18 protein-coding genes and 1 tRNA gene are annotated in these 19213 nt (G+C 70.5%); 7 read left to right on the top strand and 12 right to left on the bottom strand.

Translation table 11 applies throughout. The features are described 5' to 3' along the window. The first annotated feature begins 12 nt into the window (after positions 1-12). Positions 13-1467: an NADP-dependent phosphogluconate dehydrogenase gene (gene gnd, locus M4D53_RS14005; RefSeq protein WP_187661956.1), complete on the top strand. Its 1455-nt coding sequence runs from the start codon at positions 13-15 to the stop codon at positions 1465-1467. A 51-nt stretch (positions 1468-1518) separates the two neighbouring features. Here gnd and M4D53_RS14000 read toward each other — a convergent pair whose 3' ends face one another. The 3 genes from M4D53_RS14000 to M4D53_RS13990 all read right to left on the bottom strand — a co-directional run bounded on the left by M4D53_RS14000 (position 1519) and on the right by M4D53_RS13990 (position 5079). After that, positions 1519-2769: an FAD-binding oxidoreductase gene (locus M4D53_RS14000; RefSeq protein ID WP_259954600.1), complete on the bottom strand. Its 1251-nt coding sequence runs from the start codon at positions 2767-2769 to the stop codon at positions 1519-1521. A gap of 76 nt (positions 2770-2845) precedes the next feature. After that, complete coding sequence (locus tag M4D53_RS13995; RefSeq protein ID WP_396654779.1) at positions 2846-3565, bottom strand: ABC transporter ATP-binding protein; 720 nt, start codon at positions 3563-3565, stop codon at positions 2846-2848. 47 nt (positions 3566-3612) lie between these two features. Then, positions 3613-5079 carry an ABC transporter permease gene (locus tag M4D53_RS13990; RefSeq protein WP_259954598.1) on the bottom strand — a complete coding sequence of 489 codons (1467 nt, stop codon included), beginning with the start codon at positions 5077-5079 and terminating at the stop codon, positions 3613-3615. Positions 5080-5243: 164 nt separating this feature from the next. Here M4D53_RS13990 and M4D53_RS13985 point away from each other — a divergent pair, with 164 nt between their 5' ends. Both M4D53_RS13985 and M4D53_RS13980 read left to right on the top strand, forming a co-directional pair. Then, positions 5244-5972 (top strand): response regulator transcription factor, encoded by a 729-nt coding sequence (locus M4D53_RS13985; protein WP_136051691.1) that lies wholly within the window; start codon positions 5244-5246, stop codon positions 5970-5972. A gap of 26 nt (positions 5973-5998) precedes the next feature. Further along, on the top strand, positions 5999-7486 hold the full coding sequence (locus M4D53_RS13980; RefSeq protein WP_259954597.1) for a sensor histidine kinase: 1488 nt from the start codon (positions 5999-6001) through the stop codon (positions 7484-7486). Between the two features lie 401 nt (positions 7487-7887). Here the strand turns inward: M4D53_RS13980 and M4D53_RS13975 are convergent, their stop codons facing one another. The 6 genes from M4D53_RS13975 to M4D53_RS13950 form a co-directional block, all read right to left on the bottom strand. Next, positions 7888-9462: an FAD-dependent oxidoreductase gene (locus M4D53_RS13975; protein ID WP_259954596.1), complete on the bottom strand. Its 1575-nt coding sequence runs from the start codon at positions 9460-9462 to the stop codon at positions 7888-7890. Continuing rightward, a complete protein-coding gene (locus M4D53_RS13970; protein ID WP_187661961.1) occupies positions 9459-10352 on the bottom strand; it encodes an FAD:protein FMN transferase in 894 nt (297 codons plus the stop codon). Before M4D53_RS13970 ends, M4D53_RS13975 begins: the two co-directional genes overlap by 4 nt. 15 nt (positions 10353-10367) lie before the next feature. Further along, complete coding sequence (locus M4D53_RS13965) at positions 10368-10844, bottom strand: FMN-binding protein (RefSeq protein ID WP_259954594.1); 477 nt, start codon at positions 10842-10844, stop codon at positions 10368-10370. Between the two features lie 92 nt (positions 10845-10936). Beyond that, the gene (locus tag M4D53_RS13960) at positions 10937-11971 is read right to left on the bottom strand and encodes a ribose-phosphate diphosphokinase (RefSeq protein ID WP_187661963.1); all 1035 of its coding nucleotides are present in this window, start codon (positions 11969-11971) and stop codon (positions 10937-10939) included. Between the two features lie 7 nt (positions 11972-11978). Beyond that, entirely contained in the window at positions 11979-13409 is a 1431-nt protein-coding gene (glmU, locus tag M4D53_RS13955) for a bifunctional UDP-N-acetylglucosamine diphosphorylase/glucosamine-1-phosphate N-acetyltransferase GlmU (RefSeq protein ID WP_259954593.1), read from the bottom strand. Between the two features lies 1 nt (position 13410). Further along, positions 13411-13482 (bottom strand) — tRNA-Gln (locus tag M4D53_RS13950). 123 nt (positions 13483-13605) lie between these two features. Between M4D53_RS13950 and M4D53_RS13945 the strand changes: the two genes are divergently transcribed. Together M4D53_RS13945 and M4D53_RS13940 are read left to right on the top strand one after the other, a co-directional pair. Then, the gene (locus M4D53_RS13945; RefSeq protein WP_259954592.1) at positions 13606-14115 is read left to right on the top strand and encodes a GNAT family N-acetyltransferase; all 510 of its coding nucleotides are present in this window, start codon (positions 13606-13608) and stop codon (positions 14113-14115) included. Beyond that, positions 14112-14606 (top strand): MarR family winged helix-turn-helix transcriptional regulator, encoded by a 495-nt coding sequence (locus M4D53_RS13940; protein ID WP_025105633.1) that lies wholly within the window; start codon positions 14112-14114, stop codon positions 14604-14606. Before M4D53_RS13945 ends, M4D53_RS13940 begins: the two co-directional genes overlap by 4 nt. Before the next feature lie 232 nt (positions 14607-14838). On the opposite strand, the gene M4D53_RS13935 is transcribed toward M4D53_RS13940, so the two are convergent. Then, a complete protein-coding gene (locus tag M4D53_RS13935; protein WP_187661966.1) occupies positions 14839-15309 on the bottom strand; it encodes an RrF2 family transcriptional regulator in 471 nt (156 codons plus the stop codon). A 63-nt stretch (positions 15310-15372) separates the two neighbouring features. On the opposite strand from M4D53_RS13935, the gene M4D53_RS13930 reads away from it, so the two are divergent. Both M4D53_RS13930 and M4D53_RS13925 read left to right on the top strand, forming a co-directional pair. After that, positions 15373-16122, top strand: coding sequence for an SDR family oxidoreductase (locus tag M4D53_RS13930; RefSeq protein WP_259954591.1), 750 nt, complete (start codon positions 15373-15375; stop codon positions 16120-16122). A gap of 344 nt (positions 16123-16466) precedes the next feature. Further along, a complete protein-coding gene (locus M4D53_RS13925; RefSeq protein ID WP_259954590.1) occupies positions 16467-17390 on the top strand; it encodes a pseudouridine synthase in 924 nt (307 codons plus the stop codon). Positions 17391-17396: 6 nt separating this feature from the next. Here the strand turns inward: M4D53_RS13925 and M4D53_RS13920 are convergent, their stop codons facing one another. After that, positions 17397-18056, bottom strand: coding sequence for a methionine ABC transporter permease (locus M4D53_RS13920; RefSeq protein WP_187661969.1), 660 nt, complete (start codon positions 18054-18056; stop codon positions 17397-17399). Then, a complete protein-coding gene (locus M4D53_RS13915) occupies positions 18056-19099 on the bottom strand; it encodes a methionine ABC transporter ATP-binding protein (protein WP_259954589.1) in 1044 nt (347 codons plus the stop codon). Before M4D53_RS13915 ends, M4D53_RS13920 begins: the two co-directional genes overlap by 1 nt. Between the last annotated feature and the right edge of the window lie 114 nt (positions 19100-19213).

Below are 19213 nucleotides of genomic sequence, written 5' to 3'. Positions count from 1 at the left end.
GAGGAGCCTTCCGTGCCCGAAGCATCAGCGAACATCGGAGTCGTCGGACTCGCCGTCATGGGGTCGAACCTCGCCCGCAACCTCGCGAGCCGCGAGGGCAACACCGTGGCGATCTTCAACCGCAGCTACGAGAAGACCCAGACCCTCCTCGACGAGCATCCCGAGGCGGGCTTCATCCCCGCGAAGACGTACCAGGAGTTCGCCGACTCGCTGCAGAAGCCGCGCACCGCGATCATCATGGTCAAGGCCGGAGCGCCGACCGACGCCGTGATCGACTCCCTCGTGGAGGTCTTCGAGCCGGGCGACATCATCGTCGACGGCGGCAACGCCTACTTCCCCGACACCATCCGCCGCGAGAAGGCGGTCCGCGAGACCGGCATCAACTTCGTCGGCGCGGGTATCTCCGGCGGCGAGGAGGGCGCCCTCACCGGCCCCTCGATCATGCCGGGCGGCTCGGACGAGTCCTGGATCACGCTCGGGCCGATCCTGAAGTCCATCGCCGCAGTCGCCGAGGGCGAGCCCTGCGTGACGCACGTCGGCCACGACGGCGCCGGCCACTTCGTCAAGATGGTGCACAACGGCATCGAGTACGCGGACATGCAGCTCATCGCCGAGGCCTACGACCTCATCCGTCGCGGCACCGGCAAGACTCCCGCAGAGATCGCCGAGATCTTCGCCGAGTGGAACCGCGGAGAGTTGGAGTCGTACCTCATCGAGATCACGGCCGAGGTGCTGCGCCAGGTCGACGCGGCGACCGGTAAGCCGCTGGTCGACGTCATCCTGGACCAGGCCGGCGCGAAGGGCACCGGCGCCTGGACGGTGCAGACCGCACTCTCGCTCGGCGTCCCGGTCTCGGGCATCGCCGAGGCGACATTCGCCCGCTCGCTCTCCTCGCACCCCGAGCAGCGCGCGGTCGCCGCGGCGCTTCCCGGTCCGGACGAGGAGTTCACGGTCCCTGCCGACGAGGTCGACGCTTTCGTCGAGGACGTCCGCCTGGCGCTCTATGCCTCCAAGATCGTCGCCTACTCGCAGGGCTTCGACGAGATCCGTGCCGGTGCCGCCGAGTACGGCTGGAACATCGACCTCGGTGCGATCTCGAAGATCTGGCGCGGCGGCTGCATCATCCGCGCGCAGTTCCTGAACCGGATCGCCGATGCCTACGCGGAGACCCCCGACCTGCCCGTGCTGATGACGGCTCCGTACTTCGCCGAGGCGCTCACCCGTGGCCAGGCGGCATGGCGTCGCGTGGTGGTCACGGCGGCGCAGTCCGGCATCCCGGCTCCGGCGTTCTCGTCGTCGCTGTCCTACTACGACGGCATCCGCGCCGACCGCCTGCCGGCTGCTCTCGTGCAGGGTCAGCGCGACTTCTTCGGCGCGCACACGTACAAGCGCATCGACAAGGAGGGCACCTTCCACACGCTGTGGTCGGGCGACCGCTCCGAGATCGAGGCCGAAGACACGCACTGACCTCGGGTCTGCGAAGGGCCGGGCACCGTACGGTGCCCGGCCCTTCGTGCGTCACACGAGGATGTTGTGGTTGCGGCGGAACACGTTCTGCGGGTCCCACTGCGCCTTCACCGCCCGCAGACGCGCGTAGCCGTCGCCGTCGTACATCCCGGACACCGCGTCCGGTCGCTCCCGGTCGACGAAGTTGCTGTACTCGGCGAGGCGGCCCGCGACGATCCGCTGCGCGTCGGCGGCGGCCTTCGCCCGCCCCTCCTCGTCGAGCATCCCCGGGACATCGAAGGCACCGGCCATGACGAACCAGGTCGCGGTGCGCGCCGGGAAGGCCGTCTCCTCCTGCGGAACGTCGCCGAACGCCCCGCCGAGGGACCGGAGGAAGACGACCGAGGCGGGGTACTCCCGCCGATAGGCCACCAGCCGATCGATCGTCTCGTCGTCGAGGTCGGCGACGAGACCGTTCCCGCCGAGGAACCCGGGAGGGGCGGGAGCCTCGCCGCCCTCGGGCTGCGGCATCTCCATCAGGATGTCCCGATAGGCGGGTTCGGTGATCTCCGTCGTGACACCGTCGAGGGCGGTGATCGGCGCGAGCTCCACGCGCAGCGCCTCCGGGTCGGGCCCGGCCCACACGGCGGTCAGCCGGGCACCGGCCGGAGCGCTCGGGTCCATGGGCGGCACGTCCATGTACGTGACGGTCAGCTCGCGCGGGGCGTCGCGGAGGAGTTCGCGCGCGGCCCGGAGCACGGCCGTCGCGTCGCCCTCGACGACGGACTCGGCCAGCGCGATCCCCGGCAGGCGATGCGCTTCGAAGTCGAAACGGGTGACGATGCCGAAGTTGCCGCCACCGCCGCGCAGCGCCCAGAACAGGCCGGGATGCTGCGTGGCCGAGACCTCCACCACGTCTCCGCTCGCGCTGACGACCTGGGCGCCGACGAGCTGATCGACGGCGAGACCCCAGGCGCGCACCATCCAGCCGATGCCGCCGCCGAGGGTGAGACCGCCGACGCCGACGCTGGCCGTGTCGCCGGAGCTCAGGGCGAGGCCGTGGCCGGCGAGAGTCTTCGCGACGTCGCCCCACACGGCACCGCCGCCGATGCGCACGGCGGTGCCGTCGACCTCGATCGAGGAGAGCGCCCCGAGTTCGAGGCGCAGACCGGGAGCGGGGGCGTGGGACCAGGGCCCGTGGCCGCCGGAGACGACGGTCAGGGGGACCGCCTCCTGCGCGGCGGCGCGGACGAGCGCGGCGACCTCGGAGACGGTGGAGGGACGGTGGACGGTGGGCTGTGCGGATTCGACGTGGTCGACCATGAGCACACGGTAGACCCGGGGTCGGACATCGCGGAAGAGGGGCGGCTCGCCGTCCGCCCCTCCCCCGCGCCGCCGACTACCGGGTGATGTCCCTCACCGTCCCCTGCGTCAGACGCAGCCGTTTCGTCGCCCGCCGCGCCACCGCGGAGTCGTGCGTGACCACGACCATGGTGATGCCCTCCGCGCACAGCCGTTCGAGGAGGTCGAGGATCTCGTCGCGCATGCTCTCGTCGAGGTTGCCCGTCGGCTCGTCCGCGAGCAGCACTCGGGGGCGTTTGACGATCGCCCGCGCGATCGCGACACGCTGCTGCTGCCCGCCGGACAACTCTGCGGGACGATGGTCACCGCGGTCCGCCAGGCCGACGTGGGCGAGAGCGGCGGCGACCCGCGTGCGTCGTTCCGCCCGGTCGATGCCGAGCGGCTCCAGGGCCATGTCGACGTTCTCCACCGCCGTCAGCGTCGGGATCAGGTTGAACCCCTGGAAGACGAATCCGATCTCCTGCGCGCGGATCCGTCCCAGCTCCGACGGCGACGCCGACGACAGTTCACGGCCGTCCAGCTGCAACGTCCCAGCAGTCGGGGTGTCGAGCGCCCCCAGCAGCTGCAGCAGCGTCGACTTGCCCCCTCCGGTCGGCCCCTGGATCGTGACGAAGGCGCCGGGCATGATCTCCAGGTCGACGCCGGTGAGCGCGGTCACCGTCCGTCCCCTCCGCGTATAGGTGCGCGTGACACCCGTCGCCCGGTACAGCGGGGTCGCCGCCGACGAGGCCGGAACGCGGGCCTCGGAATCCGTCATCGTGGTCATCTCGGTCTCCTTCTCTCCTGTGTGGTTCGCGACGCCGCTCATGCGACGGACCGCAGGGCCTCTGCCGGGCTCAGTCGCGCCGCCCGCCAGCCTCCGAAGGCGCCGGCGACGAGCCCGCCCAGCACCGCGAGGCCCACCGCGGCGACGAGCACCCAGGGGGTCAGCGGTGCCTGCAGCACGATGTCGGTGGCGGTCTCCACGCTCGGGGCCATGCCGCCGGGGCCACCGAAGCCGCCTCCTCCCTCCGGGCCTCCGCCGACGGCCGCGGAGCCGGCGGCTACGGTCGGCTGCGCGACGGTGATGATCAGGATCCCGGCGAGGCCGAGCACGAGACCTGCCGCTCCTCCGAGGAGTCCCTGCACCATCGACTCCCCGGCGACCTGACGCACGACGCGGCCGTTCGACCACCCCATCGCCTTCAGGGTGCCGAACTCGCGGGTGCGACGGCCGACGCCGGAGAGGGTGAGGAGCACCGAGAGCAGCACGGCGACGGCGAGGGCGATGATCGACAGCCAGGTGCCGAGATTCGTGACGAGCGCCGTCGCGTTCGAGAGCGAGCCGGACACGGTCGCAGCGAGCTCGGACTGCGAGGAGACGGTGGCGTCGGGAAGCTCCTCCGCCAGGGCCGTCTGCACCTCGTCGAGGGACGCCGCCGAATCCGCCTGCACGTACACCGTGGAGATCACGTCCTCCACGCCGGCCAGCTCCTGCGCGGTGTCGAGCGGGAGGTAGACGTCCGCCGCGGTGTCTGCGGCATCCGACGCCGAGGTGAGGAGGCCGACGACCTCGACGTCGGAGCCCGCGATGTCCAGGGTGTCGCCGACGGCGATGTCCTCGCTCGCGGCGTACGTGCTGTCCACCAGAGCGACGAGCGCTCCGCTGTCGTCGGCGTCCAGCCCACGCCCCTCGCCGATCTCGGCGGAGGCCAGCGGGCCGACCTCCGTCGCGGACGGGTCGATGCCGAGGACGGTGAACGAGTCGATGCCGAACGCACCGCCCCCGCCACCGCCGCCACCCTGCGGAGGCGCCTGGCCCTCCATGGGCGCCTCGCCGCCCTCAGCGCCGTCCTGCCCGCCGAAGCCGCCGCTCGGCAGCTCACCGGAGAAGGTCGAGTTCGTCAGGCTCAGCGCACCGGTCGCGGCGGCGACGCCGTCGGTACCGGCCACCGTGTCCAGCACCGCGGCATCGAGCGTCGTCCGGCCGAAGTCCGTGCGCAGGGTCGACTGCTCCAGGGTCGTGGTCTCGCCGTCGCTCTCCCCCGCGTCCTCGTCGAACTCGAACCGCGGTCCCGTCCCGTCGCCCGGTTCCGCGGCGGCGCCGGTGACGGTGAGATCCGTCCCCACTCCGTAGACCGCTGCCAGCGACTGGGTCTGGGCGTCGCGCACACCGGTCGTCAGGGCGTTCACCACGATCACCAGTCCGATCGCGATCGCGAGACCGATGGCCACGATCGCCGTCTGCTTCTTGCGGCCCGCGAGTTCGCGCCGCAGATATCGTCCGTACATGTCTCTCCTCCCGCCGCGACGATCGCGGCGCGGAACCGACGCTAGGGACGACCGTTATGCGGATCCGAGGGACGGATGATGAGGGTTCTATGAGGCGGACATCTCCCAGAGAACCCATAGCCCGTTCCATAGAAATCACATAGGAAGTTCCGCAGAATAGAGGCATGACCAGCGACCTGCCCGAACTGCGCCGCCCCGACGGCTCCCCTCTGCGCATCCTCGCCGTGGACGACGAGCAGATGCTCACCGATCTGCTCGCCATGGCCCTGCGCATGGAGGGCTGGGAGGTGCGCACCGCGTCCTCCGGCCTCGAGGCGCTCCAGGTCGCGAAGGAGTTCGAGCCGGACGCCCTCGTGCTCGACATCATGATGCCCGACCTCGACGGGATGGCCGTGCTCAAGCGGCTCCGCGAAGCGGGCAACCTCGTCCCCGTCCTCTTCCTGACGGCGAAGGACGCCGTGGGCGACCGCGTCGCCGGGCTCACCGCCGGGGGCGACGACTATGTGACCAAGCCGTTCAGCCTGGAGGAGGTGATCGCCCGGCTCCGCGCGATCATCCGGCGCACCGGACACGCCAGCGCCGACGACGGGCAGTCGATCCTCCGGGTCGCCGATCTCACGCTCAACGAGGACAGCCACGAGGTCGTCCGGGACGGCGTGGAGATCGAGCTGACCGCGACCGAGTTCGAGCTGCTGCGGTACCTCATGCGCAACGAGCGCCGGGTGCTGTCCAAGGCGCAGATCCTGGACCGCGTCTGGAGCTACGACTTCGGCGGCAAGTCCTCGGTCGTGGAGCTCTACATCTCCTACCTCCGGAAGAAGATCGACGCCGGCCGCACGCCCCTCCTGCACACCGTGCGCGGCGTCGGCTACATGATCAAGGCCCCGCAGTGAGCGGAGCGACGGTGGCGCGACGGCCCATGAGCCTGCAGACGCGGCTGATGACCGCGGTGATCGGGTTCGTGTCGCTGATCCTCGTCATCGTCGCCGTCATCACCAGCGCCACCCTCGGCAGCACGCTGGAGGACCAGCTCGACAACAAGGTGAAGAGCTACGCCGCGACGATCAGGGATCGGATCGTGGAGGGGATCGCGCCGTCCGAGGCTACCGTCGACAACATCCTGTATCGCCTGGACCCCATGCCCGGGCTGCTGCTGTCGCTCGGCAGCCCCATCGCGGGACCGAGCGGCGTCGCCTTCGAGGACAGCCGCGGGGCGCTGAACAGCGCGCCGCAGCCGCTCACCCCCGATCAGCTGCAGCAGCTCTACGGCACGGTCGCGCTCGGCACCCCTGCCACGGTCTCCTTCGACGGCCTCGGCTCGTATCGGGTCGTCGCGACCACCGCGAGCAACGGCGTCGTCGTCGTCACGGGCCTCCCTCGCGACGATGTCCAGAATCAGCTCACGCAGCTCCTCACCGTGATCCTGCTCGCCACGGCGGGCGGCCTGATCCTCCTCGCCCTCACCACGGCGGTCACGATCCGCGTGGGGCTGCGGCCGCTGCGCGCGGTCGCGGCGACCGCGACGAGGGTCGCCAATCAGCAGCTCGACCGTGGCGAGGTCAGCATCACCGAGCGCGTGCCGGCGAGCGAGGCCGATCCGCGGACGGAGACCGGGCTCGTCGGCGCCGCGCTCAACAAGCTGCTCGACCACGTGGACACGTCCCTCTCGGCGCGACAGAAGAACGAGGAGCAGATGCGCCGGTTCGTCGCCGACGCGAGCCATGAGCTGCGTACGCCTCTGGCCTCGATCCGCGGCTACTCGGAGCTCTCGCTGCGGGCACTGCGTCAGGCGCCGGAGGCGACGAAGGAAGACGCGGTCATCGAGGGCACGACCTCCTCCTTGGAGCGCATCCAGGCGCAGTCGCTGCGGATGACGCGACTCGTGGAGGACCTCCTGCTCCTCGCCCGCCTCGACGAGGGCCGTGAGCTCGTGTACGGCACGGTCGACCTCGCCCAGCTCGCCCTCGAGGGCCTCTCGGATGCGCGGCCGACGGCGGCCGACCATCACTGGAACATCGAGGTGCCGGACGAGCCGGTGACCGTCGTCGGTGATGCAGGGCGCCTGCATCAGGTCGTCGCGAACCTGCTCGCCAACGCCCGGACGCACACCCCCGCGGGGACCACGGTGACGTTGAGCGTGGCTCGGGAGGGCGACGAGGCCGTGCTGCGCGTGCACGACGACGGCCCGGGGATCGATCCCGCCCTCCGCGACGAGCTCTTCGCCCGGTTCGCCCGCGGGGACAGCTCCCGCGCCCGGCAGACCGGCGGCACCGGACTCGGTCTCGCGATCGTCAAGGCCATCGTGGAGGGTCATCACGGCCGCATCTCGGTCGACAGCCAGCCCGGCGACACGACCTTCACCGTCCGTATCCCGATGACTCCCCCCGGCGAGACCCCGCCCGACTGACCCGGGGTTCCGACTTCTGTCGCCCCCACCTGCACGACCCGACCCCGTCCGCACGACCGATCCGTCCATCCCCTCGTGCAGGCGCCCCCCGGTCGTGCAGGCGTCGTCCGCGGTCGAGACGAGCCGTGCTCGCCCGCACGAACCGACCCCGTCGGCACGACCGATCCGTCCATCCCGTCGTGCACCCGTCCCCCGGTCGTGCACCCGTCCCCGGTCGTGCAGGCGTCCCCCGGTCGCGCACCGGTCCGCCGACGGGTCGTGACGGAGTTCTGTCGTGGCCGGGCCGCCTGCACGATCCGGGGCGGGATGCACGACGAGACCGGGGATTCCGTCGTGCGGGTGTCACGGGGTCGTGCAGGCGTCGCAAATCCCCGGCAAAAGGGAAGGGAAGACGATCCGGGTCAGTAGCCGGCGAAGGCGTCCGTGGTGAGGGAACGGGCCTTCTGCAGCGCGGGCGCGAGGTCGGCGATGAGCCGCGGCGGGCCGGAGATGAACGCGTGCCGCGCCGAGAGGTCGTCCACCGCGCTCTCCAGGGTCTCCGCGTCCAGGCGTGCCCCCTGCCCCCACGTCCAGTGCGGAGGAATGTCGGCCGGCTCGTCGCGGGTGAACACGACCGTGCGCACACCTGTCGCGGCCAGCTCGTCCCGGAAGGCGAGCTCCTCCGCCGAGGACGCCACATAGACGAGAACGATGTCACGCCGCTGCCCTGTCGCCTGGAGCTGCCGAAGCTGCGAGACGAACGGTGTCACACCGATGCCGGCCGCCACCATGAGCACCGGTTGCTCACCGCGCGGGAGGATGAAATCGCCCCAGGTGCCCGTCACCGCGAAGGTCGCGCCGGGCTCGGCCGCCGCGAGAGCGCGCTTGTAGCTCGACGGATGCTGCTGGTCGCCGTTCTTGTAGGCGATGCGGAGTGTCGGGAGGTCGGCGGGGGCGGACACGATGCTGAACTCGCGGCGCGTCCCCCGCGCGTCAGGGCGCCGATGCGGGACATCGAGCTCGAGGTACTGCCCGGGCAGGAACCGCACGCGGCCCTTCGCCCGGAACGTGAGCTCCTGCGCGGTCGGCGTCACGAAGTCGCGGCGCTCGAGGATGAGGCGCACCGAACCGCGGAGGGCGAACGCGAAGGCCACGAGGTTGCCGATGAGCAGGGCGCGCTCCTGCCCGAGCGTGAAGAGGCCCCCCACCGAGATCGGCCACCCCGCGAGGAGCCCGACCACGACGGCGACGACGAGCTGCTGACGACGCCGCGGCGGCAGCGTCAACGGCTCCGACAGCATGAACGCGCCGAGGAAGAGGAACGGCGACTGGAGCACTGCGAACGACAGTGCCGTCGTGAGATCGAAGGAGACGTCGAACTGCCCGGCCTGCACCGCCTGCCGCACGATCGACGTGGCCACGGCGACGACGAGGAACAGGAGGACGACGCCGACCTTCTCCGTGCGCCACAGCACGGCCAGCCCGAGGAGGACGACAGGGATCACGAGAACCGGTGTGCCGACCCACCACGACGACGAGGTGCCGAGCCAGCTGAACGCGCCGAACGCTCCGAGGATCGACACCACCGCGGCGCCGAACGCGGCCGGATTGAAGATGTGTCGTCCCCGCCAGGCGATGAGGTACTTGGACGCGCTCGCCACCGCGCCGGCGATCGCGAGGCCGAGCAGGGCCGGCGGCTCGATACCAGGACGCAGCACGAACAAGAGGATGAGGGCGGTGACGAGGGACGACTCGACGCGCCACGGAAGGCGAAGCAGGCGCTGGGCGACCGCGTCCACGGCGGCGATCGCCACCGCCAGCACCGCGAAGGAGGCCAGCAGCTCGACCGGGGTCGGAGAGACGATCACCCCGAGCAGGGAGAGCACGAGGGCGATGAGCGCGAGTGCCGTCAGCGCGAACAGCACGAGGCGGTACATCGACAGCGCGCCGAGGACGGCGAGGACGCGCTGGCGGGCGGCGGCGAAGGCAGTGGTCATGGTGTCCTGTCTCCCACGGTTCCGGCGGCTCGCGCACGAGCTGCGGTGAAGAGCTCGGCCTGGCAGCCCGGCGAGCGCTGCACACGGCCGTCGGTGGTCATGCGCACCCATTCGACGCCCCAGCGGGTGGCCAGCTCCGGGCCGCCGTCGAAGAACAGCGCGGTGGCCACGGCATCTGCCCTCATCGCCTCCGGGGCCAGTGCCCACGTCGCCGCCCAGGTGCGGACGGGCTGTCCTGTCCGCGCATCGAGCACGTGGTGGAGGCCCTCGCCCCAGGCCCTTCGGTTGACGGCCGATGCGCACAACGCTCCGTCAGCGACCTCGACGACGCCGATCGCCTTCCGCGCATCGAACGGGTGCTCGAGCGCGATGCGCACGCCGGCACCCCGCACGCGGATGTCCCCACCGGCATCCACGACAACATCACCGGGGATGTCGGCCAGCACCGCCATCACGCGGTCGACGAGACGTCCCTTGCCGAGGGCGCCCACGTCGAGGAGGGCGGGATCGTGCGCCTCGACCGTGTCCGCCGACCAGGTCAGCAGGGATGTCCAGGACGCGGGAGCGGGGCGGGGCTCCCCGGCCCGCAGCGAATACGCGGCGTCATAGCCCAGGGCCTCCAGGCTGTCGGCGACCAGGGGGTTCACGGCACCGGCCGTGGCGGCATCGAGATCGCGATAGGCGTCGAGCATCGGCCCCGCGTCCGGCGAGGACAGCGAGCCGCCCGACCGTCCGAGCCGGGCCACATCGGAGTCGTCGCGGAACCGGGACCAGGCGCGATCGAACCGCTCGATCTCCACTGTCACGGCCGCGCGGACGTCATCCGTGAGCGGGGCGCCGGTCTCGATCTCCCACCCGGTGCCGATCGCCTCGAATCGCCACTCCCCCATGAGGACGCCTCGCGCCTAGGCGGCGGCCTGCTCCTTGATGGAGGCCACGGCGTCGTTGAAGCCGCCGCTCGTGAGCGACGACCCGGCGACGCGGCTGACGTTCAGCTCGTCGATCGGCTTCCCCACGACCTCGTCGGCGATCCCGTCGATGAACTCGCCCTGGTACCGCTCGGTCTCCGGGGCCTTCGGGTCGCCCGACACCTCGACCTCCGTCACGACGCCGTCGGCGAGCGTGAGCGTGACGGTGATCTCCTCCACCGTCTCCGGGGTCTGGTACGAGCCGTCGGCGGTGTACGTGCCGTCGGTGTAGGTGCCGGAGGCGTCACCCCCGCTCGACGAGGACGAGGAGCTCGACCCCGCGGTCTCGTCGGTGCCGGTCGAGGTGTCTGCGGCGTCGCCGGTCGACGAGCATCCGGCGAGGACGAACAGCCCCGCGATCCCGAGAAGGGCGGAGCCCGTGCGGACAGAGGTCGGAACGGTCGTGCGGATCATGGGGTCCTCCGTGGTCGTCGTCGGTCGACTCTTCCGTCGATGACTCGACCGTAAGCACCGGGGCTATGCACGGGCTGTGCCGTCCCGATGCGTTACGCGTCCCCGCCGAACATGCTTGTGACGGAGCCGTCCTCGAAGACCTCGTGGATCGCGCGGGCCAGCAGCGGCGCGATCGGCAGCACGGTCAGCGTCTCCCAGCGGCGCGATTCCGAGAGCGGGATGGTGTCCGTGACGACGACCTCGTCGATGGCCGCGTCCTGCAGCCGCTCGGACGCCGGGTCGCTGAAGATCGCGTGGGTCGCGGCGACGATCACGCGGTGCGCGCCGTTCGCCTTGAGCGCCTGCGCCGCCTTGACGATCGTGCCGCCGGTGTCGATCATGTCGTCGACGAGGAGGCAGGTGCGCCCCTCGACGGTGCCGACGATCTCGTGCACCGAGACCTGGTTGGCGACCTTCGGGTCGCGGCGCTTGTGGATGATCGCGAGCGGCGCCCCGAGGCTGTCCGACCAGGTGTCGGCCACGCGGACGCGTCCCATGTCCGGGGACACCACCGTGAGGATCTCGCGGTCCTCCGGGGTGAGTGTGCGCTCGAAGTGGTCGAGGAGCACCGGCTTGGCGAAGAGGTGGTCGACGGGGCCGTCGAAGAAGCCCTGGATCTGGGCGGCGTGCAGGTCGACGCTCATGACGCGGTCGGCGCCGGCCGTCTTGAGCAGATCGGCGACGAGGCGGGCGCTGATGGGCTCGCGGCCGCGGCCCTTCTTGTCCTGACGCGAATACGGATAGTAGGGGGCGACGACGGTGATCCGCTTGGCCGAGGCGCGCTTGGCGGCGTCGATCATGATGAGCGTCTCCATGAGCCACTCGTTGACCGGCTCGCCGAACGTCTGCACGAGGAAGAGGTCGCAGCCGCGGATCGAGACCTCGAAGCGGGCGTAGATCTCGCCGGAGGCGAAGGTGCGGTGCTCGACCGGAGCGATCTCGGTGCCGAGCGAGGCGGCGACGGCCGCGGTCAGCTCGGGATGCGATCGACCACCCGCGATGACCAGACGCTTCTTCGTCTTGGCGACGAGGCCGGGGGCCACGCCGTTGTCGCGATCCAGGTCGACCGTCTTCTTCTTCCGGGCCATGCTCCGCCTATTCCGCCGAATTCTCCCGGGCCGCGGCATCCGCCGCGCCCGTCCCTGCTCTGTTCTTCTCGACCCACCCCTCGATGTTGCGCTGGGGGGCCACGCTCATGGCCAGAGCACCGGCCGGGACGTCCTTGCGGACGACGGCGCCGGCGCCGGTCTTCGCACCAGGACCAAGCCTAACGGGCGCGACCAGCACCGTGTGCGAGCCCGTGTGCACCTCGTCGCCGATCTCCGTGCGGTGCTTGTTGACGTCGTCGTAGTTGGCGGTGATGGTGCTCGCCCCGAGGTTCACCCCGCGGCCGATGGTCGCATCACCGACGTACGACAGGTGCGGGACCTTGCTGCCCTCGCCGATCTCGGCGTTCTTCGTCTCGACGTAGGCGCCGATCTTGCCCTTCGGGCCGAGCACGGTACCGGCGCGGAGGTACGAGAACGGGCCGACGGTCGCCTCGGCACCGATCACGGCCAGGGTCGCGTCGGTGCGGCGGACGACCGCGTCCTCCCCCACCTCGCAGTCGACGAGCGTGGTGTCCGGGCCGATCGTCGCTCCCGCGGCGATCGTCGTCGCGCGCAGGATCTGCGTGTTCGGGAGCACGGTGACGTCCGGGGCGAGCGTGGCGTCGTCGTCGATCCAGGTCGTGGCCGGGTCGACGATCGTGACGCCCTCGAGCTGCCAGCGGCGCACGATGCGGGCGTTCAGGCGCCGGCCGACCTCGGCGAGCTGGGCGCGGTCGTTGACCCCGAACGTGACCTCGACGTCCGAGACGATCGAGGCGGCGACCCGGTCGCCGTCCCGGCGCACGAGGCCGGGCACATCCGTGAGGTACATCTCGCCCTGCGCGTTGTCGACACCGAGGCGGGGCAGGTAGCTGCGCAGCGTGGCGGCACGGAAGACGTACATTCCTGCGTTGATCTCGCTGACGGCGGCCTCCTCCTCCGTCGCGTCCTTCTGCTCGACGATGCGGTCGACCGTGCCGTCGGCGTCTCGGATGACCCGCCCGTAGCCGGTGGGGTCGTCGACGAGGGCGGTCATGAGGGTCGCGGGCGCTCCGGAGGCGCGGTGCTCGTCGAGGAACGTCGACAGCGTCTCGGCATCGGCCAGCGGGCAGTCGCCGGAGAGCACGAGCACGTCGCCGTCGAAGTCGGCGGGAAGGGCATCCACCGCCACCTGGACCGCGCGCCCCGTGCCGGGAACCTCGTCCTGATCGACGAAGACCGCATCCGGGTAGTCCTCATGCAGCGCGGAGACGACCTGATCGCGCTCGTGCCGCACGACCACCTCGATGTGCGCCGGGTGCAGGCGGGTCGCGGTCGTCAGCACGTGTCCGACGAGCGGACGCCCGCCGATCCGGTGCAGCACCTTCGGCAGGCGCGACTTCATGCGCGTGCCTTGGCCTGCGGCGAGGACGACGACGGCGAGGTTGTTCTCAGTCATGCTCCGCCGCCAGGACTCGAACCTAGACCTCACAGCTCCAAAGGCTGTCGTGCTGCCATTACACCACGGCGGACCGCGGCACCCCCGGGGCACCGCCCGATAAGTCTGCCACGTCCCGGTGTCCGTTCCTGTGTGTGCGACCCGCGTCGCACCGGCCCGTCATCCGCCCGAAACACCGCTCTGCGATGCTGGGGCGATGACCATCGTGATCGAGCGCGTCACCGTCGCCACCCCCGAGATCGCGGCCTTCATCGCCGCTCACCATGCGGAGATGGACGGCACCGCTCCGCCGGAGAGCCAGCATGCACTCCCGCTCGACCGGCTCCTCACTCCGCGCGTCCGGTTTTTCACGGGGATCGTCGACGGACGGATCGCCGCGACCGGTGCGCTGGCCGTGGTGGCCGACGGACACGAGGAGCTGAAGTCGATGCGCACCGACCCGGCGTTCCGCGGGCGCGGGTTCGGGCGCACGATGCTCGGCCACCTCCTCGACGACGCGGCCGCGCGAGGCATCGGTCGCCTCTCGCTGGAGACCGGCAAGGACCCCTTCTTCGCTCCGGCCCTGGCCATGTACACCGCCGCCGGATTCCGGGAGGGTCCGCCGTTCGGCTCGTACCTCCCCGACCCGCACAGCGCGTTCCTCACGATGCTGCTCCCCGCGTCATCCGCGGCCACGACTCCGCCGCACGCGATAATGAACGGATGAGCGAGGCGGATGAGGTCGATCGGATCGTCGGTGCGTGGAACACACAGCGCCCCGACCTCGACTTCTCCCCGCTCGAGGTGCTGTCCCGCATGGATCGCCTCTCGCGGCACCTCGACCGTGCACGCCGCGAGGTGTTCCGTCGGAGCGACCTGGAGCCGTGGGAGTGGGATGTGCTGTCCGCGCTGCGCCGGGCGGGTTCCCCGTTCCAGCTCTCGCCCAAGCAGCTGCTGCAGCAGACTCTCGTGTCGAGCGGCACCATGACCAACCGCATCGACCGTCTCGTCGGCCGTCGCTTCGTGCGCCGCGAGGCCGACCCGGCGGATGGCCGCAGCGTGCTCGTGACCCTGACTGACGACGGCCGGGTCCGCGTGGACGCCGCGATCACCCGGCTCGTGGACGCCGAGGCCGACCTGCTGCGCGCCCTCTCCCGCGCCGACCGTGACCGGCTGGCCGCCCTGCTGCGGAAACTGAGCCTCAGCTTCGACACCTGACCCGATCCTGGAGTGGTTCGGTTCGGTTCGGTCCGGTTCGGCCGACCCGTCCGGTCTGTTCCGCCTGCACGATCCGTGCACGGCTGCCCGGGAGAAGTGGTCACCTGGTCGTGCATCCGGACCCAGGTCGTGCAGGCGTCGCAGGACCGATCCGACACGGGTCGTGCATCCGGACCCGGATCGTGCAGACGTCGCAGGACACGACCCGGCACGGATCGTGCGAACGGGTAGGTCAGGGACCGAGGAGGAGGCGCCGGTTCTTGGCCGGGACGGTGTCCGGGAGCGTGGCGACGACCTCGGCGATCGACACTGCCTTCAGCGAAGCCCGCCAGGCGTCGTGGGCGCGGCGCATCACGACGGCGAGTCCGCACGGCGCGGTGCAGTCCTCCGGGCGGGCGGCGCCCCTCCCCTGCTGACGGAGTTCGCGGCAGATGTAGGGGTCGGCGGCGCCGTCCACCGCGGAGACGAGATCGAGGATGCTGATGCTCTCGGGCTCCCTGGCCAGACGGAAACCACCGCGGGGTCCCGTGCTGCCTGTGAGGATTCCGGCGCGGACGAGCTTGGCGAGCTGCTTCGACAGATACGGCCCCGGCACCCCGAAATGCTCGGCGAGCTGCGCTCCGGACACCGTCGACCCCGCGGGGAGCTGAGCGATCACCGCGACGGTGTGCAGCACCCACTCGGAGGTCTCGGGGAGTTTCACTTGCCCATCGTATCGGGACCGCCCTATTGTGGACACACAATATCCATGATTGAAGGAGCGGGCATGCGCATCGCGGTCGCAGGAGGAACGGGACGGATCGGGCGACTGGTCGTCGAAGAGGCCCGGCGTCGGAGGCACGATCCGCTGTCACTCAGCCGCAGCGAGGGCGTCGATCTGACCACGGGCGAAGGCCTCGCCGCTTTGCTACGCGGGGTGGATGCGGTCGTCGATGCGACGAATCCCCCGGTATCCGACGTCGCCGAGGCCGAGCGGGTGTTCACCACGCTCAGCCGCACGCTGCTCACCGCCGAGGACGAAGCCGGGGTCGGCCACCACGTGGCCCTCTCGATCGCGGCGCTCGATCGCGTGCGCGGCAATCCGCATTATGCGGGTAAGCGCGCCCAGGAGCGTGAGGTCACGCGCGGCGCGGTGCCGTTCACCATCGTGCGGGCGACGCAGTTCCACGACTTCCCCGCGATGATCGCCGAGTGGAGCATCGAGGACGGCGAAGGCATCGTGCCCCCTCTGCTGCTGCAGCCCATCGCGCCCGCAGACGTGGCCGTCGCGCTCGTGGATGCGGCGGAGTCGCCGGCCCTCGGCGGCTCGTTCGACATCGCCGGACCCCGCACGGAGGACGCCGTCGACATGGCGCGCCGCACCCTCGCCGCGTGGGGGCGTGAGCTTCCGCTGCGCGCCGCGTGGAAGGGTGCCGCGCTCGGCGTCGAGTTCGCGGGTGAGGTGCTGCTTCCCGGCGACGACGCGCGGACGGCGCCGACGACCTTCGACGACTGGCTGTCCACCGAAACCCGCTGACACCCCGACCGGTTCCGGGGCTCCGTCTCCGGTCCCCTCGCTCCGGATGCACGACCAGGGTCCGATCGTGGGACGAAAACCCCGGAACGGTCGTGCAGGCGCGACCGGATCGTGCAACCGAGGCGGACAGCGACCCTGTCTCCGGTCGGGTCCCCACCACTCCGGATGCACGACCGAGGTCCGGACGTGGGACGAAAACCCCGGAACGGTCGTGCAGGCGCAACGGGATCGTGCAACCGAGGCGGGATGAGTGGCGGCCGCGGCCCACGGACTCTGCCCGGCCGGTCGCCTAGGCTGGAAGCACCCGGTCGCGGCCCCGCGACCCCTGCTCCGAAGGCCGAGACATGGGCATGCCCTCCCCGCTTCCCGTGCGCGACGGGGTCGGCGCGACCCGGCTGCACGTGCCGATGACGGGTGCATGGCCCACCGTCGCCGCCTACATGGTCGAGCGGTTCTTCCACCTGGATCCGGAGCGGCTGCTCGTGCGCTTCGACCGCGGGGAGATCGTCGCGCGCGACGGCCGGCCGCTCTCCCGGGACACGCCTCTCGGCGCCGAGGAGTTCGTCTGGTACTACCGGGAGCCTCCGACCGAGAAGGAGATCCCGTTCGCCGAGGAGATCCTGCACCAGGACGAGCACCTGGTGGTCGTGGACAAGCCGCACTTCCTCCCCACCACGCCGGGCGGCAAGTACCTGCAGAACTCCGCCCTCGTCCGGCTGCGCAACCGTCTCGGCAACCCGGAGCTCACGCCCATCCACCGCCTGGACCGGGCCACGGCGGGCCTGCTGATGTTCTCCGCCCGCCCTGCCACCCGCGGCGCCTACCAACTGCTCTTCGAGGACCGCCGCGTGGAGAAGGTCTACGAGGCCGTCTCCGCGCGCCCGGCGGACTGGGATCCGTCGCGATTCCCGCTCGTCTACCGCAACCGCATCGAGAAGCTCCGCGGTCAGGTGTGCGTGCAGGTGGATGAGGACGGCGAGCCGAACTCCGAGACGCTCATCGAGGTCATCGCCACCGACGACCGCGTCGTGCACACGCTTCTCCGTCCGCACAGCGGGAAGATGCACCAGCTCCGCGTGCACCTCGCCGCGCTCGGCCTCGGCATCCTCCACGACGGCTTCTACCCCGTGCTGCAGCCGGAGCGTCCGGACGACTTCACCCGCCCGCTCCAGCTCCTCGCACGCGAGCTCCGGTTCACCGATCCGCTGAGCGGGCAGGAGCGCACGTTCACCACGCGCCGGAGCCTGCAGGAGGCCCCGGCACGCTGATCGGCCTCAGCGGCGCATGACCTTCCGCGCGAGCCGGGTGCCGAGCGTCTGAGCCACGTGCACGAACACGACGATGAGGAGCACAGCCGCCCACATCACGACAGGCTCGAACTGGCGTCGGCCGTACGTCAACGCAAAGTTTCCCAGCCCGCCTGCGCCGATGTAACCCGCCATCGCCGTCATATCGATAAGCGCCACGATCACGAATGTGTATCCCAGGATTAGCGGCCCAAGCGCCTCGGGGATCACCACCGTGAGGAGGGTTCGCCACGGTCCGGCTCCCATCGCGCGCGCGGCTTCGATGACTCCCGGCGAGACACCGACCAGATGCTGCTCGACGATCCGGCCGATGGCGAACATCGACGCCACCACCAGGGCGACGATGGCAGCGTTCGTGCCGATGCCGCTGCCCACGATGAATCGGGAGAACGGGATCAGGACCGTGATGAGGATCACGAAGGGGATCGGGCGGAAGAAGTTGATGAAGAGGTTCAGCACGGCGGAGATCGCTCTGTTCTGCAGCATGCCGCCCGGCCGTGTCAGGTACAGCCCCACTCCGATCAGGCCTCCCAACAGACCGCCCAGCACCAGCGTCAGCGACACCATGTAAAGCGTCTCGACGGCAGCCGTCCAGAACTCAGGACCCAACTCGATCAGACGATCCATCAGCGCACCTCCTCGCGGTCGATGTCCGTCACTTCGATGCGCTCCGAGATCCGTGCAAGCGTCGCGTCGATGCGAGCGTCGTCCCCGCGGATCGCGAGAGTCAAGTGGCCGAAGGCCCTACCGCGGATGTCGTTGATACCTCCGAAGACGAGCTCGAACTCCAGCCCGGCCTCCGCCAGCTCAAGGAGAACCTGCGCCTGGGACGGACCACCGTCACGGAAGGAGAACGTTACGAGTCGTCCCTGGTGCCGTTCACGCAGGACGGCGCGTTCGGACGGGGAGGGAACGCCCTTGACGACCGTACCGACGAATCGCTGCGACGCGGCATGCTGCGGGTTGGAGAAGACCTCGAACACGTCTCCCTGCTCGATCACTCGCCCGCGGTCCATGACGGCGACCCTGGTCGCGAGCGTCTGGATGACGTCCATCTCGTGGGTGATGACGACGATCGTGACGCCCTGCTCCTCATTGACGCGCTTGAGCAGGGAGAGGACCTCATGTGTCGTCTCCGGGTCCAGCGCACTGGTCGCTTCGTCGGCGAGGAGGATCGCCGGCCTGGTCGCGAGCGCCCGCGCGATCCCGACGCGCTGCTTCTGCCCTCCCGACAGGTGCTCGGGGTACGAGCGTGCCTTGTCGCTCAGCCCCACGAAAGACAGCATCTCGGTCACGCGCGCGTCGATGTCGGCCTTCGACCATCCCGCGAGCTTCAGCGGATACGCGATGTTGGCCCGCACGCTCTTCGATGAGAAGAGGTTGAACTGCTGGAAGATCATCCCGATTCCGCTTCGCACGCGCCGGAGCTCACGTTCGCTGAGTGCGGTGATCTCGACCTCGTCGACGGTGATGCGGCCCGCGGAGGCCGGCTCCAACGCGTTGATGAGCCGCACCAGGGTGGACTTCCCCGCACCCGAATAGCCGATGATTCCGAAGACATCTCCCTGCTCGATCTGCAGAGACACATCGTCGACGGCGGTGATCTGCGTGCCGGATGCGGACGGCGAGGGGTAGCTCTTCGACACGTGCTCGAGGGAGACGATCGGCATAGGTTCTCCGGTCTTGAGGGAGGAAAGGGCGGGGTCGGCCTGAAGACGACGAATCGGGGGGGGGGGGGGGGGGGCGGGGGCGGCGGGGGGGGGGCGGGGGGCGGGCGGGGGGCG

Origin of the sequence: Microbacterium meiriae, assembly GCF_025143875.1 — a bacterium.
GTDB lineage: Bacteria > Actinomycetota > Actinomycetes > Actinomycetales > Microbacteriaceae > Microbacterium > Microbacterium meiriae.
Note: the sequence above shows the minus strand (reverse complement) of the source record. Positions and strands in the feature narration are given on the sequence as shown.

Coding starts and splice junctions, on each gene's coding strand:
- M4D53_RS13925 (WP_259954590.1), top strand. CDS start 16,467: ATGGGCATGCCCTCCCCGCTTCCCGTGCGCGACGGGGTCGGCGCGACC.
- M4D53_RS13940 (WP_025105633.1), top strand. CDS start 14,112: ATGAGCGAGGCGGATGAGGTCGATCGGATCGTCGGTGCGTGGAACACA.
- M4D53_RS13920 (WP_187661969.1), bottom strand. CDS start 18,056: ATGGATCGTCTGATCGAGTTGGGTCCTGAGTTCTGGACGGCTGCCGTC.
- M4D53_RS13945 (WP_259954592.1), top strand. CDS start 13,606: ATGACCATCGTGATCGAGCGCGTCACCGTCGCCACCCCCGAGATCGCG.
- M4D53_RS13990 (WP_259954598.1), bottom strand. CDS start 5,079: ATGTACGGACGATATCTGCGGCGCGAACTCGCGGGCCGCAAGAAGCAG.
- M4D53_RS13995 (WP_396654779.1), bottom strand. CDS start 3,565: ATGACGGATTCCGAGGCCCGCGTTCCGGCCTCGTCGGCGGCGACCCCG.
- M4D53_RS13915 (WP_259954589.1), bottom strand. CDS start 19,099: ATGCCGATCGTCTCCCTCGAGCACGTGTCGAAGAGCTACCCCTCGCCG.
- M4D53_RS13965 (WP_259954594.1), bottom strand. CDS start 10,844: ATGATCCGCACGACCGTTCCGACCTCTGTCCGCACGGGCTCCGCCCTT.
- M4D53_RS13970 (WP_187661961.1), bottom strand. CDS start 10,352: ATGGGGGAGTGGCGATTCGAGGCGATCGGCACCGGGTGGGAGATCGAG.
- glmU (WP_259954593.1), bottom strand. CDS start 13,409: ATGACTGAGAACAACCTCGCCGTCGTCGTCCTCGCCGCAGGCCAAGGC.
- M4D53_RS14000 (WP_259954600.1), bottom strand. CDS start 2,769: ATGGTCGACCACGTCGAATCCGCACAGCCCACCGTCCACCGTCCCTCC.
- M4D53_RS13985 (WP_136051691.1), top strand. CDS start 5,244: ATGACCAGCGACCTGCCCGAACTGCGCCGCCCCGACGGCTCCCCTCTG.
- M4D53_RS13975 (WP_259954596.1), bottom strand. CDS start 9,462: ATGACCACTGCCTTCGCCGCCGCCCGCCAGCGCGTCCTCGCCGTCCTC.
- M4D53_RS13960 (WP_187661963.1), bottom strand. CDS start 11,971: ATGGCCCGGAAGAAGAAGACGGTCGACCTGGATCGCGACAACGGCGTG.
- M4D53_RS13930 (WP_259954591.1), top strand. CDS start 15,373: ATGCGCATCGCGGTCGCAGGAGGAACGGGACGGATCGGGCGACTGGTC.
- M4D53_RS13980 (WP_259954597.1), top strand. CDS start 5,999: ATGAGCCTGCAGACGCGGCTGATGACCGCGGTGATCGGGTTCGTGTCG.